Source organism: Aquabacterium sp., from assembly GCF_036279655.1.
In the GTDB taxonomy this organism is placed as follows: domain Bacteria; phylum Pseudomonadota; class Gammaproteobacteria; order Burkholderiales; family Burkholderiaceae_C; genus Aquabacterium.
This window is the reverse complement of sequence record NZ_DASUIT010000040.1, coordinates 1-15464: the sequence shown is the minus strand read 5'-3', so window position 1 is coordinate 15464 and position 15464 is coordinate 1. Positions and strand designations below refer to the sequence as shown.

At 62.6% G+C, this 15464-nt stretch carries 15 protein-coding genes and 1 pseudogene; 5 read left to right on the top strand and 11 right to left on the bottom strand.

What is annotated here, in order from left to right; genetic code table 11:
• Positions 1 to 43 precede the first annotated feature (43 nt).
• Positions 44 to 1078: an AraC family transcriptional regulator gene (locus VFW84_RS04165; RefSeq protein ID WP_329679172.1), complete on the top strand. Its 1035-nt coding sequence runs from the start codon at positions 44 to 46 to the stop codon at positions 1076 to 1078.
• A 14-nt stretch (positions 1079 to 1092) separates the two neighbouring features.
• Here VFW84_RS04165 and VFW84_RS04160 read toward each other — a convergent pair whose 3' ends face one another.
• From VFW84_RS04160 to VFW84_RS04145, 4 genes are all read right to left on the bottom strand, one after another.
• Positions 1093 to 1785, bottom strand: coding sequence for a helix-turn-helix transcriptional regulator (locus tag VFW84_RS04160; protein ID WP_329679171.1), 693 nt, complete (start codon positions 1783 to 1785; stop codon positions 1093 to 1095).
• A gap of 4 nt (positions 1786 to 1789) precedes the next feature.
• Positions 1790 to 2134, bottom strand: coding sequence for an antibiotic biosynthesis monooxygenase (locus tag VFW84_RS04155; RefSeq protein WP_329679170.1), 345 nt, complete (start codon positions 2132 to 2134; stop codon positions 1790 to 1792).
• Positions 2131 to 2469, bottom strand: coding sequence for an NIPSNAP family protein (locus VFW84_RS04150; protein ID WP_329679169.1), 339 nt, complete (start codon positions 2467 to 2469; stop codon positions 2131 to 2133). Before VFW84_RS04150 ends, VFW84_RS04155 begins: the two co-directional genes overlap by 4 nt.
• A 411-nt stretch (positions 2470 to 2880) precedes the next feature.
• Complete coding sequence (locus tag VFW84_RS04145) at positions 2881 to 4338, bottom strand: NAD(P)/FAD-dependent oxidoreductase (RefSeq protein WP_329679168.1); 1458 nt, start codon at positions 4336 to 4338, stop codon at positions 2881 to 2883.
• Between the two features lie 169 nt (positions 4339 to 4507).
• Here VFW84_RS04145 and VFW84_RS17485 point away from each other — a divergent pair, with 169 nt between their 5' ends.
• Positions 4508 to 4951, top strand: a complete 444-nt coding sequence (locus tag VFW84_RS17485; RefSeq protein WP_414638886.1) for an alpha/beta fold hydrolase — start codon at positions 4508 to 4510, stop codon at positions 4949 to 4951.
• Positions 4952 to 5073: 122 nt separating this feature from the next.
• Here the strand turns inward: VFW84_RS17485 and VFW84_RS04140 are convergent, their stop codons facing one another.
• Genes VFW84_RS04140 through VFW84_RS04120 form a run of 5 tightly spaced genes read right to left on the bottom strand, consistent with a single transcriptional unit; the run spans position 5074 to position 10568 of the window.
• A complete protein-coding gene (locus VFW84_RS04140) occupies positions 5074 to 6201 on the bottom strand; it encodes an SMP-30/gluconolactonase/LRE family protein (protein ID WP_329679167.1) in 1128 nt (375 codons plus the stop codon).
• Positions 6202 to 6228: 27 nt separating this feature from the next.
• Positions 6229 to 7047: an SDR family oxidoreductase gene (locus tag VFW84_RS04135; RefSeq protein WP_329679166.1), complete on the bottom strand. Its 819-nt coding sequence runs from the start codon at positions 7045 to 7047 to the stop codon at positions 6229 to 6231.
• A gap of 1 nt (position 7048) precedes the next feature.
• On the bottom strand, positions 7049 to 7939 hold the full coding sequence (locus VFW84_RS04130; RefSeq protein WP_329679165.1) for an SDR family oxidoreductase: 891 nt from the start codon (positions 7937 to 7939) through the stop codon (positions 7049 to 7051).
• Complete coding sequence (locus VFW84_RS04125) at positions 7936 to 8967, bottom strand: alpha/beta hydrolase (RefSeq protein ID WP_329679164.1); 1032 nt, start codon at positions 8965 to 8967, stop codon at positions 7936 to 7938. Before VFW84_RS04125 ends, VFW84_RS04130 begins: the two co-directional genes overlap by 4 nt.
• Complete coding sequence (locus tag VFW84_RS04120; RefSeq protein ID WP_329679163.1) at positions 8964 to 10568, bottom strand: NAD(P)/FAD-dependent oxidoreductase; 1605 nt, start codon at positions 10566 to 10568, stop codon at positions 8964 to 8966. Before VFW84_RS04120 ends, VFW84_RS04125 begins: the two co-directional genes overlap by 4 nt.
• A 10-nt stretch (positions 10569 to 10578) precedes the next feature.
• Between VFW84_RS04120 and VFW84_RS04115 the strand changes: the two genes are divergently transcribed.
• On the top strand, positions 10579 to 11181 hold the full coding sequence (locus tag VFW84_RS04115; RefSeq protein ID WP_329679162.1) for a TetR/AcrR family transcriptional regulator: 603 nt from the start codon (positions 10579 to 10581) through the stop codon (positions 11179 to 11181).
• 41 nt (positions 11182 to 11222) lie between these two features.
• Here VFW84_RS04115 and VFW84_RS04110 read toward each other — a convergent pair whose 3' ends face one another.
• Complete coding sequence (locus tag VFW84_RS04110; protein WP_329679161.1) at positions 11223 to 12131, bottom strand: LysR family transcriptional regulator; 909 nt, start codon at positions 12129 to 12131, stop codon at positions 11223 to 11225.
• A gap of 96 nt (positions 12132 to 12227) precedes the next feature.
• Between VFW84_RS04110 and VFW84_RS04105 the strand changes: the two are divergent.
• Positions 12228 to 13239, top strand: a pseudogene (locus tag VFW84_RS04105) (NAD(P)H-binding protein).
• 379 nt (positions 13240 to 13618) lie between these two features.
• On the opposite strand, the gene VFW84_RS04100 reads toward VFW84_RS04105, so the two are convergent.
• On the bottom strand, positions 13619 to 14086 hold the full coding sequence (locus VFW84_RS04100; RefSeq protein ID WP_329679160.1) for a nuclear transport factor 2 family protein: 468 nt from the start codon (positions 14084 to 14086) through the stop codon (positions 13619 to 13621).
• 112 nt (positions 14087 to 14198) lie between these two features.
• Between VFW84_RS04100 and VFW84_RS04095 the strand changes: the two genes are divergently transcribed.
• Positions 14199 to 14786 (top strand): TetR/AcrR family transcriptional regulator, encoded by a 588-nt coding sequence (locus tag VFW84_RS04095; RefSeq protein ID WP_329679159.1) that lies wholly within the window; start codon positions 14199 to 14201, stop codon positions 14784 to 14786.
• Positions 14787 to 15464 lie beyond the last annotated feature (678 nt).

The window sequence follows — 15464 nt, the reverse complement described above, 5'->3', positions numbered from 1 at the left end:
ATTTAGGCCAACCACATCGGTATTCACCCTTCATGATCCCTGCATGAACTTTTGGGATTTCAAGCGCAGTCCAGCGAGCGTGCGGTTGTTGGTCGAGTTTGCTCAGGAGCGGGGGCTGGATGCCTCCAAGATCCTGGCCCGCTCACGCCTGAAAGAAGCCGATCTGAATGATCCAGCCATCGAACTGGAGGCCAACCAGGAGTTGTGTGTGGTGGGCAACCTCATCCGGGCCTGCAGGCAGCCTGGCCTGGGGCTGGAAGTGGGCATGCGCTACAACTTCGCCTCGTATGGGTTGTGGGGCCTGGGCCTGATCAGCAGCGCGACCGCTGGCGACGCCATGGCGCTGGCCTTGCGGTTCATCCCTCTGACGTTCGCGTTCTGTCGCATATCGGGGGGGCTGGACGGCGAGATGTACACCGTGACCTTCGAGGCCCCGGACGTCGAGCCTGCGATTCAGCGCTTTCTGGTCGAGCGCGATGTGGCGGCAGCCTCCCGCTTGATGAAAGAGGTGATGGGGCCGGAGTTCGCCTTGTCTCGGTTCACCCTCAAGCACACCGTCGAGCGTGGTCCCGGCTGGATCGAAGGCCTGCTGCGCATCGGTGGGGTCCGCCCTGAATTTGGCGCCAGCAGCAACAGCCTGTCTTGCGATCTCAAGCTGTTGGGCCTGCGGCTCCCTCAGGCCAACCCTGTCACGGTGGCCATGTGCGAGCGAGCCTGCGAAGAGTTGATGGAGCGGCGTCGCGCCCGGCTGGGTACCGGCGAATACCTGCGCCAGTACCTGGCAGCGACCCCTCTCAACATGACGCCGGATTTGCTTCAGGCTGCGCGTGCGCTGGGACTCAGCGACAGGACACTGAAGCGGCGGCTGCAAGATGAGGGCATCTCCTACAGGATGCTGCTGGCGGAGGTGCGTGGCCGCCAGGCCAATCAGTTGCTGGAAGATGAAACGCTGTCGCTCACCCAGATCGCCGAGCGCATGGGCTTTAGTGACCTGTCCAGTTTTTCGCAAGCGTACAAGCGGTGGTTTGGCGTCTCGCCGAGCGCGGCGCGATACGGCGCCTTGGGCAGTGCGTCTTGATCGACATCGATGCTTCAACCGGCGCCACGCAGCATCGGCAGCAGCGATTGAACCCCCAGAGGCGTCAGGTCCAGCGCTCGCCCATCGCCACGCCGCATCCAGCCCTTGTCGATGAAGTGCTGAAGCAATTCATCGGCCAGTTGACCGGCCAGATGGTCTCGCCGCTCTGACCAATCCAGGCAGGGGTAGGCGAAGCGCCGTCCGGAGGCAGGTGCCTTTGGCGACAGCTCAAGCTCGGCCATCCACGCCAGACCTGAGGGTGTGAGTTCATAGCCGTCCTGGGTGGCTTTGAGCCCTTCTCGGGCCTGCAAGGTCGCCAGCACCCTGACCCCCAGCTCGCCCGCCAGGTGGCCGTAGCAACACCGGGCGTACCTCAGGCGCTTGCGCGCGGGGTACTCCCACAATCGATCGTGAGAGGAGCGCTCCGCCACCACGGCCAGAGCCTCCAGTGCATGCGCCACATCCTGATGGGCCAGCTTGTAGTAGCGGTGCCTGCCCCTGGCCTCGCAGACCAGCAGGCCTGCATCCAGCAACTTGGACAGGTGCCCACTGGCCGTGGCGGCCGTGACGGAGGCCGCGGCGGCCAGCTCTCCCGCACTGGCCAATTCCCCGGACAGCAAATAGGCCAGCATCAAGGAGCGCGCAGGATCGGCCACCATCGCTGCGACCCGGGCGATGCGTGGTTCATGGGCGGCAGTGCGTGTCATGCGTTCAGCCTAACGCATCCAGAGAGTCGGGCGGCGCTTGCTCGCGGCTGGACAGGCCGTAGTCCCTGATCACTTGGGCCACGCGCAATCGGTAGTCAGCAAATACATGGGCGCGGCCTTCACCTTGGGCCAGGCGATGCGCCTCCAGATTGCGCCAGTTACGCACAGACTGCTCGTCGCGCCAGAAGCTCAAGGACAGGTAACGACCCGGCTGGCTGATGCTCTCGAAGCGCTCAATGGAGATGAAGCCATCTTGCATCATGAGTGAGGGCTTCAGCTCATCGGCCAGATCGAAATACCGGGGCGCCTGCCCTGTGCGCGGCTCCAGCTCGAAGATGACCGCCATCATGGCGCGACCTCGCGGGGTTGATGGAGGGTCGAGGCCACGCCTTCGAGCCAGGAGCGTTCTTCCCGAAGAATGAACCGCATGGATTGCGCCATTTCGAGGTTGGCACGCCCTTCGTCGTCGGCTCGCAGTGCCGTGCGATAGCGCTCGTACGCGGCCATGCTGTCAAAGCTGATCAGACCCCAAGCCACGTCATTGCTGCCTTCGTGTGGGAGGAAGTACCCGATCAGATGGCCGCCGCAGCGAGGAATGATGCGGCCCCAGGCCTCTGCGTAATGCCTGAAGGCCGTGCGCTGGAAGGGGTCGATCTGATATCGGATGAAGCAGGTGATGGTCATGGGGATGTGATGACAGTTCAATAACACCCAGACTGTCCGCCCACCATGCGCCCCTTTGCTTCGGTGTGCGCCGAAGCGATGGCCAGATGGCGTTTGATGAGCTTGTCCTTGAGCCACACAGAGCGAATGGCCGATGCGGACGTGGTCCACTTTGCGAGCCATTGGTTGCCCGCAGGTATCTGGTCAAGCCGATCTGCCGATCCGGTGGCTGAGCCCGTTCAGAGGTGAAGGCCCTGGCGACCTTGCAAGCGCATCAGCCGCTCGACGGTGCACCGATCCACAGCTACGCCTGCACGTTTGAGCTGCAGCCTGTGTGACTTTGCGTGCAGTAAGCCTTCCACAGGCTTGCTTGGCACACTCGATGCACTCCGCTTCGGGCGATTCCAACCGCCACAGTGTCAGAAGCGGCGCCTACTGGAGCCGATGATGTGTCGGCTTGAACGACGTCGCCATCCGCCAGTAGGTGAAGCTGAAGCCAGGAAACATGGCAATGACATGGCCACTCTTGCTCTGGTACCAACTGCGGCAGCCGCCAGACTTCCACACGGTCTTCTCCATCTCGCGGTGGATCATGGCGGTGTAGCTGTTTTCAGCCTCGGGCAGCACCTCAATGCTTTGTTTGCCTTGCTTTAATACACGCTGGATGCAGCGCGCGGCGTATTCCATCTGTGCCTCGATGACAAAGATGGCCGAGGTGTGGCCGATGCCCGTATTGGGACCCGTCATGACAAAGAGATTAGGAAAGCCCGGCAGCGTGGTGCCCAGGTAGGCACGCGGGAATTCACGCCACAGATCGCCCACGGTGCACCCGCCTTTGCCGATGATGGGGTAGGACACGACCCCGTCGGTGGCGTCATAGCCTGTGGCGTAGACGATGAGGTCCAGATCGACCTGCTTTCCCAGCTTGGTGCGAATGCCCGTCGGCGTGATCTCGGCGATGCCGTCTGACTGCGGATGCAGCGTGGTGCGGGGGCTGGTCAGGGCTGGGTAAAAGGTGTCGGACAGGATGATGCGTTTGCAACCGATGTCGAAATCCGGCGTCAGTTGCTGGCGCATGGCCGGATCTGGCACCTGATTGTGCAAGTGCGCCAATGCCTTGCGACGGGCCACCAGGTTCAGCAGCGTCTTGGAGTACTTGAAGCCGATCACGCGCGTCTCCAGCTTCCAGTACACGGTCGCCCGCACCAACTTGTAGATCGAAGGGAAGCTCATCAGCCAACGCTCTAACGACGAGTAGGTCTTGTCATGGCGAGGCATCACCCAATGCGGTGTGCGCTGGAACACATGCAGTTGTTTGACCTGATCCACGATGGCCGGAATCACCTGCGCGGCGCTGGCCCCGCTGCCGATCACGGCCACACGTTTGCCGCGAAGGTCGTAGCTGTGGTCCCATTCGTTCGTATGGAAGGCCTTGCCCTTGAAGGTGTTCCGGCCTGGAAAGTCGGGGATCTTGGCGTGGCTCAAGGGGCCCGATGCGTTGATCAGGAAACGCGCACGGAAGCTGCCGCATGTTTCGGTCTCCACCTGCCAGCATTGATCCGTTTCCTGCCATTGCACCTTGGATACTGTCGCTCCCAGTTGGGTTTTGGCGTGCAGATGGTGCTTGGTCATCACCTGCTGTGTGTAGACATGCAATTCCGATTGGTCGGCCAGCTTCTGTTTCCAGGGGAAGTGCTCCGTGGACAAGGAGTACAGGGTGGAGGGCACGTCGACAGCCGCGCCTGGGTAGGTGTTCTGGCACCAGGTGCCGCCAGCAAAGGGGCGCCGCTCCAGGATCAGGAAATCGGTGATGCCCAGTTGTTTGAGCTTGAGGGCGGCGGTCATGCCGCCAAAGCCGCTGCCAATGATGATGGCGGTGTAGGTCTGCACTGTCTTGACTCCTTTGGTGCGCTCGGATTTGCAATCCAAATCTGTGGTACAAAAATGTACCACCGCGACGCCCCATGGCTTTGACATGGCTCAAGTTCAACAGCGAGCCTGTTTTGGCGCAACGCAGTTCCTTCCATGAAGATTCAACACACGCGCATTTCCGTCCCCGTTGACACCGCCGTGGCTGGCCGAGCGTGGCTACGATGTTTTTGTGGCTGACTTGCGCGGCAAAGGCAGCAGCCAGCCGCTCATCGACCGGCATGCTCGGCATGGCCAGAGCAAGGTGATTGGCGTCGATCTGCCGGCACTTCACGCCGCCGTCATGAACCAAGCTCAGGCCAGCCAGGTCCACTGGGTGTCTCACTCGTGGGGCTGCGTGGTGATGAACAGCTGTTTGTTGCGTTATCCAGCGCTCATTGCTCAGGTGGCCAGCGTGGTTCACTTCGCTGCCAAGCGCAGCGTGAGGGTTCGCAACATGCAGAGGTGGATGGGGTACTTACCCGCAAGAGCGCTGCGCAGCACGTCAAGCTGCCGCCTAGGCTGTACCTGGCCGCCATCGACGATCCATGTCTCGGGTACATGTGCTCTCGAAGCACGGTGGCGCGACGCATGACTGTGACCACGCCAGCATCGTCACTCACCCCGACGCCGGGAGTGACCTGTTCAGGCTGGCTGAAGCATGGCTGCAAGGTCGCCATGACGCTGTGCCAGAGCGCGGTTGATGCACGGCTCGGGTCACCGGGGCAGGTCGCCCGCTGCCGGCTTGAGCATGCCGAACGCTGGCGCCACCAGGCTGTGGACGTACAAGGTGCCTTTCACTTCCGTGATGCCTGTCACTTCCGGGTAGCGACCGCTGGGGTCCTGCAGGTCTGCGAGGACCTGGCCTTGCTCGTTGAAGGCCAGCGCGTGGCCATAGGGCTTGGGCACGGGCAACAAGAAATGGGGCAGGCGGAACGATGCCGCACGCAAGAAGGGCCAGGGTGCCAGCGCATCGGCTAGCACGCTGCGGGCTTTGGGCAGGCCCACCCAATAGCGGCCCGGTTCGCCCTTGGTCAGGTTGTCGGGAAAGGCCGGCAGGTTGTCCAGGATCACGCGAGCCGTGTTGCCCGGCACACGCACGTCAAGCTGCCTGGCTGACATGGGGATGCGCCAGATGCGATAGCGACCCGTCTCCGCCACCAGAAGCGATTGACCATCCTCGGCCATCACGATGCCGTTGGCGAACACCAGCCCGGTGGCGATGACTTCCGTTTTGCGCGTTGCAGGGTCGTGCACCAGTACCCGGCCGTTGCCCCGCTGCTCCAGGATCTCGGCCAGGCTCACCGCCATCGGGTCACCCCAGGGGCCGGGTTGAAACCGATGGCTGGCCTCGGTGAAATAGATGCGCCCATCCGCTGCGACGGCGACGGCATCGGCGAAGACGATGGCGTCGGTGTCCGACACCCGATCGGTGATCAGGCTGACCTTGCCGCTGGGTGTCACGCGAAGCAGGCCCTTGTAGGCATCGGCAGCGATGAGGTTACCGTCGCGGTCGAAGTCGAAGCCCAACACACGACCCCCCGTATCCGCCACGAGCTCAAGGTGGTTGCCATCGCGCTGCAGGCGCACGATGTGGCCATTGTCCAGCGCGGTGTACATCAAACCGTCGGGGCCTTGGGCCACATGTTCGGGGCCGACCCCCGATGCCAGGGGCAACCGGCGCATGTCGGCCAGGCGCTCGTTGCGTGCGTAGGGGCCACTGTAGCCTGGCGATGGCTGAGGCTGCCAAGCCACCGGATGGACGCCGGTCGGCCACAAGAGCAGGTAGCCCACCAGGGCAACGATGGCCAGTGCGGCAGCTGTCAGTGCGGGCTTGTTGAGCATGTGTTCGCAGCGATGAAGTCGGGGTGATCAGGTGGTCGCAACGCGTCGAACGATGCGCGTGACCAGGCTGGGGGCCAGGCGCTGGAGGAGCACCAGCCAGCCTTCCTTGCCCGCGATCAACAGACGGGTCTGGCGTTGGGTGAGTCCGTCAACGATTGCCTGGGCCACGCGCTGTGGCGGCATGGCCTTGGACTGCCCAGGATCCCGCTTGCCGTGGGTGCCGCCCTGCGCCGTGAGGGCATGCATCGAGATGTCCGTGTTCACAAAGCCAGGGTAGGCCAGCATCACATGCAGGCCTTGATCCATGGTCTCGGTGCGCAGGGCCTCGAAAAAGCCGTGCATGGCGTGCTTGGCCGCAATGTAGGCCGAGCGATGGGGCGTGGCGATCAGGCCCAGCACGCTGGCCACCGCCACGATGCTGCCGCGCCCACGGCGGATCATGTCCGGCGCGACGAGCTTGGTCAGCTGCAGCGGCCCGAAGTAGTTCACAGCCATGATCTTGCGATGGACATCCAGGCTCGTTTCAAGGGCCATGGAGCGGTGTGTGATGCCTGCGTTGTGCACCAGCACGTCCACCTCCCATCCGCTTGACTGGATGCGGCCATAGGCCAGCTCAACCTCTTCGCTGGAGGTGAGGTCGAAGGCCTCGATGCGGTATGTGCCGCCTTTGACGTTCAGGCTCTGGCACATGGCCACCGTCGTGTCCAGACCGGCTTGCTCGGATTGAGGTGCAGACAGGATGAGTCGAGCGCCTTGTGCCGCAAAGGTCTTGGCCAGTTCGGCGCCGATGCCGCGAGAGGCACCGGTGATCCAGACGACCTGGTTCGCAAATGGGGTGTGGGTCATGTCAGTCCTTCTTGTGCTTGGCGGTCAAGGCGTGGCCCATGCTGCTGGCACCAAAGGAGCGGCCCATCGCAATGACCTCTGCCTCGACCTTGGGTACGGCCACACGGGCCTTGCGTTTGACGAAGAACTCCCACACGGGGCTCATGAAGAACTGGCGTACCGCCCCAATGGGGGCCAGCGCTGCGGGCACATAGGTCTTGCGTTGCCGTCGGTTCACGGCATCGACCATGGAGCGCGAACAATCCTCCACCGATGTGACCACATTGAATGGCCAGGGCAGTTGTTTGAGGGCATCGTTGAACGAGGCCAGCTCGCGTCGCTGATCACGCACCAGGTCGGTGTCGATCCACGCGGGGTAGACCACCCCGACATCCACGCCCTTGTGGGCCACTTCCAGGCGCAGGGCGTTGGCAAAATGGTCCACCCCGCTCTTGGATGCGGCGTAGGCCGAGGTGCCCGGCATGGACTTCAGCGCCGCGGCCGACGAGACCAGCAGGAAATAGCCTCGGCTGTCGGTGATGGCGGGCAAGGTGGCGCTCACCGTTCGGATGACACCAATCAGGTTGACCTCCACCGTTTTGACGAGTGCTTCGACAGGGCTGACGGCCACCGTACCGTTGCTGGCAATGCCGGCGTTGGCGATCACCACATCGAGCCCGCCCAGGTGGCCCAAAGCCGCTGTCACGGCTCGCTGCACCGAGCTCTGATCAGTCACGTCGCATTCAGCCCAACAATGCCGGGGGCCCAGCTCTTTTGCGAGGGCGGCCAGCCGCTCGGCCTCCAGACCCACCAGTGCCACGCTGGCACCTTGCGCGGCCAGTTGTCGCGCAGTCTCTGCGCCGATGCCTCGGGCTGCACCCGTGATCAGCACGCGCTGTCCTTGTGACTTCATGATCTACTCCTGTGTGATGTCAAAGCCAGTTCGCGCCATTCGCTGGCGACTTGCGCCACCGCTGCACGCGATTCCTTGTGGACGCTGGCCAGGTTGATGAAGGCATGGCCCAGGCGGGGAAAGTGCAGGTTCTGAGCGGGGGTGCCAGCGCGCTGGAGGCGGTGCGCATAGGCTTGCCCTTCGTCCTTCAACATGTCGTATCCGGCGGTGACGACCAGCGCCGGCGCCATCCCGGCTGGCACGCGGGCCAGCATGGGCGAAACCCGCACATCTGTGGCGTGTGCCTGAACATCTTGCAGGTAAGCACGGTAGAAGGTTTCTCTTTCGGTGCGGTCAAGGAAGTAGCCTGCGCCGAACTGCGTGTGTGATGTCCACGTTTGCGACAGGTCGGTTCCCGGGTAGATCAGCAGTTGTGCGGTAACAGGCTGATCCTCCTGGGCAAGGCGAGCCGCAGTGACAGCGGCCAGGTTGGCCCCTGCGCTGTCTCCGCCCAATGCCAGGCCCTTCGCTCCGAAGGCATCGAGCTGCTTGAGGGCCCAACGTGCGCTGGCCAGCGCGTCGTCTACCGCTGCTGGAAAGGGGGCTTCGGGTGCCAGCCGATAGGCCACCGCAAGCAAGGGCATGCCGCTGCCCTGACACAACAAACGACAAGCATCGTCGTGGGTGTCCAGGTCGCCCATGATGAACCCCCCGCCGTGGAAGAACACGGTCAGCGGCGCCTGGCTGACAGGTGAACTGGGGCGATAAAGCCGGGCAGCCAGTGCGCCGTGATCGGTAGGGATGGACACGTCTTGCGAGGATCCGATGGGAAAGCCCACTCGAAAGGCTGCCATGTCTGCACGAAACCGCTGGCGAGTGGCCACGGCCGAACCATCTTGATGACCCAGGCGCCTGAGCCGGCGCAGCACCTGAAGGAAGGGCGAGAGTTGATCGACTGCATGGGCGTCGGGCATGGCCGGATGGGCGCCGGCATCCAGCAAGCGGTCCAGGCCCCGAAGGAACCGCCCTTTGATGGGTGACGCACTCATGAGGAGGCCTTGGCGGTGCTGGATGCCTGCCTCATTGGCGCAAGTCGTCGCCACACATAGTCCTTCTCGGCAACCTTGCTCGCGGCCTGCGCATAACTAAAGGTAAACCCAGGCCAGATGCTGGAATTGCGACCGGTCTCGTCCAGATACCAGCTCTCGCAGCCACCCGCCACCCACACGGTGCCTCGCATCATCTTCTCGATCCGGGTCAGGAATCGCTGCTGCGCCGATGCCGTGGGCTCCACCGCATCGTAGCCATTGGACTGCGCCAGTTTGATCACGCCCACGATGTGACGGGCCTGCGCTTCCAGCATGTACACCACGGAGGTGTGGCCCAGCCCAATGTTGGGGCCGTGCAGCAGATACAGGTTAGGAAAGCCGTGAACCGTGGTGCCCATGTAGGCCTGAGGGCTGCCTTTCCAGGCCGATGCCAGCGTGCGGCCCTCGCCATCACGGATCAGGTGGGTGAACGGCAGATCCTTGGTCTGGAAGCCGGTGCCGTAGATGATGGTGTCCACCGGTCTGAAGGCACCGTCCTGGCCGACAACGCCATCCGGCAAGATCTGCTTGACGCCGTCCGTGACGACCTCGACGTTGGCTTGCGCCAGCGCCGGGTAGTAGGTGTTCGAGATCAGAATCCGCTTGCAGCCCAAGGTGTAGTCAGGCGTCAGCTTCTTGCGCAAGGTGGAATCTTTCACCGCCGCATGCATGTGCCTGAGCGCCTTGGCTTGTGTGCGAGCCATGAGCCAGGGGTGCAGAAAGCCCAGGGCCAAGGCTTCGCGATGAACATAGACCTGCGCGCGCGCCAGCTTTTGGAGCCAGGGCATCTTGCGAAACAGCGATCGAGCGAACGGCGAAATCGGCCCGTCGTGGCGAGGCAAGACCCAGGGTGGCGTGCGCTGGAAAACGTGCATCTGAGCCACGTCCGGCTGTATGGCCGGAATGAACTGCAATGCAGACGCCCCGGTGCCCACGACAGCAATGCGTTTGCCCTTCGGATTGAAGCTCCTGGGCCAGTTGGCTGAATGGAAGACCTCTCCCTTGAACACCTCCAGACCCGGAAGCTTCGGCATCAACGGGTCACTCAGGGAGCCGAATGCGCCCACCAGATGCTGCGCGCGCACTTCACCTTGACTGGTCTGAATGCACCAGGTGGCGCTGGCCTCGTCCCACTTGGCTCGATGGACCTCGTGGTTCAGTCGGACGTGGGGCATCAGTCCCAACTCCTGCACGCAGCGCTTCAGGTAGCCCAGGATTTCGGCTTGGGGCGAAAAAGCCCGACTCCAGTCCGGGTTGGGCGCGAAGGAGAACGAGTACAGATGGGACTGCACATCGCAGGCGCAGCCAGGGTAGCTGTTGTCGCGCCACACGCCACCGACGTCGCCTGCACGCTCAAGGATGAGGAAGTCATGGATGCCCGCCTGCTTCAGGTAATGGGCTGTTGCCAATCCACCGAAGCCTGAGCCGACGATGGCGACCCGTGTGGAAACACAACCGGTTGATGTGGTGCAAACGTTTTTCAAAGCCATGGCGCGACGACACGAGAAAAGTGGTACAAAAGTGTACCGCAATAATCCAGAGACTGCTTCGGCGTTTTCCATCCTCGAATTCATGGCTTTGACGAAAGACGGCATTTCTCCGCGCAGTCGCCTGATCGCTGGCATGGCCAAGGTGTTGGAGCAACGGGCACTGTCCGAGCTATACGCCGACGATGTGGTGAAAGAGGCAGGGGTGTCTAAGCGGACCTTCTATCAACACTTTGCCAACAAGGAAGACTGCTTCCTGGCGCTGTATCGCGAGAACAGCGCTCGGGTGTTGGGCGTCCTCAAGGAGGCTTCGGGCTCCGTCGGTCTTTCGGCGCTGGAGCGCATCCAACTGGGGGCCAAGGCTTACTTAGCCTTCATGCAGGGCCAGTCTGCCTTGATGAAGCGGCTGTATATCGACATCTTGTACCTGGGTACAGAGGGCATGAAGGCCAAGCGCGAAGTCCTGCAGCAGTTTGCGGATGTGCTACTGGCGGCCTATGACGCAGAACGTGCGCTGGTGCCATCGCTACCACCCTTGGACCCAGAACTGGTCCTGGCGATCGTGGCCGGTATCAACGAACTGATCCTGTTCAAGATTGAAGATGGGCATGCAGACCGCTTGAGTGATCTGGAGAGCGTCAGTCAAAGACTGATCTTGGGCCAACTTCTCTTGAGCCAAGCTGGCTGACACTGACCCACGGTGCCTGATGCGAAAGATGGAAGGCCCGGTTACTTGGCGCGCTGGCTCGTCAAGGCATACGCCGTGAGGTGAGTGGCCAGATGGCGATACAACGTCATGACATTGGGATCTCGTCGCAGATCACCGTGCGTGATCAGCCACATGTCGAGGCTGAACGTGAGGACATCGGGCTGAACGGGCACGAGCTGGGGATCCCGTTGCGCGATGCCGATCTGGCAACCCCCGATGCCCAGGCCGGCGCGCAGGGCGGCAAGCTGGGCCAGATCGCTGTCGCAGCGGAACTGAAAATCTTCACGTGTGATGTGCAGGCCCACTTGCTGCGCCAGATGGATGGCCGTGGGGTCGGTATCGGCGCCGATCAGGGTGTGCTGGGCCAAGTCCATCATGCTGTGCGGCATGCCTCGCCGCATGATGTAGCGCTGATGGGCATACATGCCGATGTCGACGCGGCCCAGTCGCTTGGCCATCAAGGCCTTTTGTGTCGGGCGCACCATGCGCACGGCGATATCGGCTTCGCGTTTGAGCAGGTCATCCTGCTGGTTGTTGAGCACCAGCTCGATGGCCATCAGCGGGTGCTGCGCCTGAAAGCGTGCCAGCAGCTCGGGCAGCACCTCGCCCCCGATGATCTGGCTGGCCGAGATGCGGACCGTGCCGCGAGACTGGGCCTGCTGCCCGCTGGTCAGCCGGGCCGCCTCCTGCGCGGCCGATGCCATGGCCTGCGCAGGCCCCAGGAGTTGCTGGGCATAGGCAGTGGGCCGCAGGCCTTCAGACGACCGGGTGAACAGCGGGCGAGCCAGGGCCGCTTCCAGCGCATCGATGTGGCGCCCCATGCTGGGCTGGGTCATGCCCAGCGAGCGTGCGGCGGCCGACAGACTGCCCTCGCGCATCACGGCGAGAAAGGATCGGTAGAGGTTCCAGTCAGGGGCATGCATGGTCATACATGAATGTATAGCCAATGTACGCAAATAAGCCATTGTTGTATGTTCTCAAGGCACATAGCATGAGGGCATTCGTCAAGCATCAGGAGGGGGCTCATGGACGGTGTGCATCAGGTGTCGGCCACCAGTGCCCCAGCGCTGCTGGTCATTGGCGCCACTGGCGGCATAGGGCGCGAGGTGGCCCGGCAGGCGATTGAACGGGGCTGGCGCGTTCGTGCCTTGACCCGCCATCGCGTGGATGAGGGCTCTGTCGAAGGCTGCCCCGTGCCAGGAATAGAGTGGGTCAGGGGTGATGCCATGTCGATGCCTGAGGTGGTGGCAGCCGCGCGCGGCATGACATGCATCCTGCATGCGGCCAACCCACCCGGCTATGTGCGCTGGCGGGAGCTGGCCTTGCCGATGCTGTCCAACGCCATCGAGGCGGCTCGTCAGAGTGGCGCCAGGCTGATCCTGCCGGGCAATGTCTACAACTTTGGCCCCGATGCGGGGACCGTGGTCAGTGAGGCATCGCCCCAGCACCCCTTGACCCGCAAGGGGCAGGTGAAGGTCGAGATGGAGGCCATGCTGCGTCAGGCCGCGAGCGAGCCATCACCGGTTCGATCACTGGTGGTGCGGGCGGGCGACTTCTTTGGCGCGCATGCACCGTCGTCGTGGATGGGCCATCTGTTGATCAAGCCGGGGCGCCCGCTGCGCCGGGTGGCCTATCCCGGCAAGCCCGATGTGGGGCACGCCTGGGCGTATCTGCCTGATCTGGCGGACACCTTGCTGCGTTTGATGAGCTTGTCACTGAGCCACCCGGAGCGCATGGCCGATGCGGACGTGGTGCACTTTGGGGGGGCATTGGTTGCCTCAAGGCATCGAGATGGCCCGAGCGATCGCGCAGGCATCTGGTCAAGCCGATCTGCCGATCCGGTCTGTCCCCTGGTGGTTGATCAGAGGGTTGAGCCCGTTTGTGCCCGTGCTGCGGGAGATGCTTGAGATGCGCTATCTGTGGGACACCCCGCTGCGACTGGATAACCGCAAGTTGCTGGGTCTTTTGGGGGAGGAGCCACGGACGCCTTTGCATGAGGCCTTGCGGATCACCTTGGTGGGGTTGGGGTGTGTATGAAAGCTGGTCACGGTGTTCATCGGCAATGGCGATCGGTCCAATCCAGCATGGGATGCCATGTGGGGACCTTGCACATTGGCAATGGGTAAGCTGCTTTTGGTGAAGCCGCTGATTAGCCAGTGGTGAGGATGACGGCCATGCAGCGATAGCGGTCTGTCAGGCGCCCAAACCGGATGACTATTGCCAGTCGAAAGCGGTGGGGCACGCACGAGTACCCCGGCGCCGATGGATGCAAGGGGGCTGTCTGCCCTGTGCGGCACCGCAAGCCACAGCCAACGCTCACCTGACAAGCGCAGTGCCACTCAACACGTCATGCGGATGACTCGACACACGCGGCCTCGCCTTCGCTTGCGTGCGTCTGGCGAGGTCGCGTTTCATCTCACAGCCCCAGTTCCGTGAGCCCTGGATGGTCGTCCGGGCGGCGACCGAGTGGCCAATGGAACTTCCGGTCTTCGGCTTTGATCGGCTGGTCGTTGATGCTCGCGTGGCGATGCGTCATCAAACCCTGTTCGTCGAATTCCCAGTTCTCATTGCCGTGGCTGCGAAACCAGTTGCCGGCTTCGTCATGCCACTCGTACACGAACCGCACCGCGATGCGATTCCCGTCGAAGGCCCAAAGCTCTTTGATCAAGCGGTAGTCAAGTTCGCGCGCCCATTTGCGTTCGAGCAGCGCCTGCGCCTCGGCACGGCCCCGAGGAAACTCTGCTCGATTGCGCCAGACGGTGTCGGGGCTGTAGGCGAGCACGACGCGCGCAGGATCGCAGCTGTTCCAGCCGTCTTCGGCCAGGCGAATCTTCTCGATCGCGGTCTCGCGGGTGAATGGTGGCAATGGGGGGCGGGTGTCCATGTCAGTGACTCTCGGTGAATGGTCATGAGCGGCCGTGTGACTGCGGCATGTAGACAGATCTGTCTACATGCGCATTATGGCGACGGTAGACAGACCTGTCTATAGTGTGGTCATGAACAAGACAACGAATTGCGGCCGCGGCGACTTGCCAGCAAAGGAGCGAATCCTTCGCAAGGCGCACGACCTCTTCTATGCCGAAGGCCTGCGGTCGACCGGGATCGACCGCGTCATCGCAGAGGCTGGTGTCACCAAGGTGACCTTCTACCGGCACTTTCCAAGCAAGAACGACCTCATCCTGGCCTACCTGAACCTTCGGCACGAACAGTGGATGCAGTGGTTCACCGAGGCCTTGGCACGTCACGGCGGTGAATCAAACGGCGCCAAGGCGCTGCCGCCCGTGATAAAGGAATGGTTCAGTGGCGAGGCGCTGGGCGATTTCCGCGGCTGCGCGTTCCTCAATTGCGTCAGCGAGATGGGGCCTGCGATGCCCGCCGTCATCGAGGTCACGCATCAGCACAAACAGCAGATGACTGACACCATCGAAGCCATGCTGCCGCGGTCGCGTCAGCGAAAGCGCACGGCCGAAGCCTTGGCCATCGCAGTGGATGGCGCCATCGTGCAGGCGCAGTATTGCGGTGATCCAGCCATCGCTCTGCGAGCGCTTCAGTTCGTCGTCGATCAACTGAGCCATCAGACCTGAATGCGCGTGGCGATCGTTTCGAGCGGGCTGGCCTGACTCGCGCCCACTTCCACAACTCGGCGGGCTTCGAGGGTCGCTCGGCGTAACGGCGGTTGGTCGACAGTTGGAGAGCCTGCGAGGGCGGGCGAGCGACCGCTCCACATCGGGGCAGAGGTCTTCGGTGATGCCCACCCTGGTGTGACCGGTTGGAGCAAAAGCAGTTGCGCAACCGCTGTGCTCACGTGGCTGCAACTTGCCTGTTGTTGTCGCCTCGGCGGACAGCTTCGCAGCGGTTGCTGTCCCCCACCTGCGTCGGCCGTACTCACACTGCCCCATGTCGAGCGGTCATTAGGTCCCTACACTGAGCGCTAACTCGATTGCCTGCTCCACGAGGTTCTGCGGCTATAGCATTCTCAGTTCCAGGTCGGCGTTCCCAGTAACAGCTGCCCTCCTACCTAAACTGGAAGTCTCGATCCGCCGGTAAGATCGGTCTCGTAGTAGATGGGCGGTCGCTCTTGTTGCAATGCTCGCGGGACAAACGGCATTCGCCGCGCAAGCTTGCACGGCAATTCAACTGCCCAAGTCGGCTGCACGCCCCCTGGGGCTGCATTGCGGATCTGGCTACATTTGGCCGCATACGAAGAAAGGGGAGTTGCGTGCACGACCAATCTTTTACTAAGAAGACACTTGCGCGAGTTT

What these genes read in the sequence shown, in the direction of transcription:
- VFW84_RS04165 (WP_329679172.1), top strand. Translation starts at nt 44, where the DNA reads ATGAACTTTTGGGATTTCAAGCGCAGTCCAGCGAGCGTGCGGTTGTTG.
- VFW84_RS04160 (WP_329679171.1), bottom strand. Translation starts at nt 1,785, where the DNA reads ATGACACGCACTGCCGCCCATGAACCACGCATCGCCCGGGTCGCAGCG.
- VFW84_RS04155 (WP_329679170.1), bottom strand. Translation starts at nt 2,134, where the DNA reads ATGATGGCGGTCATCTTCGAGCTGGAGCCGCGCACAGGGCAGGCGCCC.
- VFW84_RS04150 (WP_329679169.1), bottom strand. Translation starts at nt 2,469, where the DNA reads ATGACCATCACCTGCTTCATCCGATATCAGATCGACCCCTTCCAGCGC.
- VFW84_RS04140 (WP_329679167.1), bottom strand. Translation starts at nt 6,201, where the DNA reads ATGCTCAACAAGCCCGCACTGACAGCTGCCGCACTGGCCATCGTTGCC.
- VFW84_RS04135 (WP_329679166.1), bottom strand. Translation starts at nt 7,047, where the DNA reads ATGACCCACACCCCATTTGCGAACCAGGTCGTCTGGATCACCGGTGCC.
- VFW84_RS04130 (WP_329679165.1), bottom strand. Translation starts at nt 7,939, where the DNA reads ATGAAGTCACAAGGACAGCGCGTGCTGATCACGGGTGCAGCCCGAGGC.
- VFW84_RS04125 (WP_329679164.1), bottom strand. Translation starts at nt 8,967, where the DNA reads ATGAGTGCGTCACCCATCAAAGGGCGGTTCCTTCGGGGCCTGGACCGC.
- VFW84_RS04120 (WP_329679163.1), bottom strand. Translation starts at nt 10,568, where the DNA reads ATGGAAAACGCCGAAGCAGTCTCTGGATTATTGCGGTACACTTTTGTA.
- VFW84_RS04115 (WP_329679162.1), top strand. Translation starts at nt 10,579, where the DNA reads ATGGCTTTGACGAAAGACGGCATTTCTCCGCGCAGTCGCCTGATCGCT.
- VFW84_RS04110 (WP_329679161.1), bottom strand. Translation starts at nt 12,131, where the DNA reads ATGACCATGCATGCCCCTGACTGGAACCTCTACCGATCCTTTCTCGCC.
- VFW84_RS04100 (WP_329679160.1), bottom strand. Translation starts at nt 14,086, where the DNA reads ATGGACACCCGCCCCCCATTGCCACCATTCACCCGCGAGACCGCGATC.
- VFW84_RS04095 (WP_329679159.1), top strand. Translation starts at nt 14,199, where the DNA reads ATGAACAAGACAACGAATTGCGGCCGCGGCGACTTGCCAGCAAAGGAG.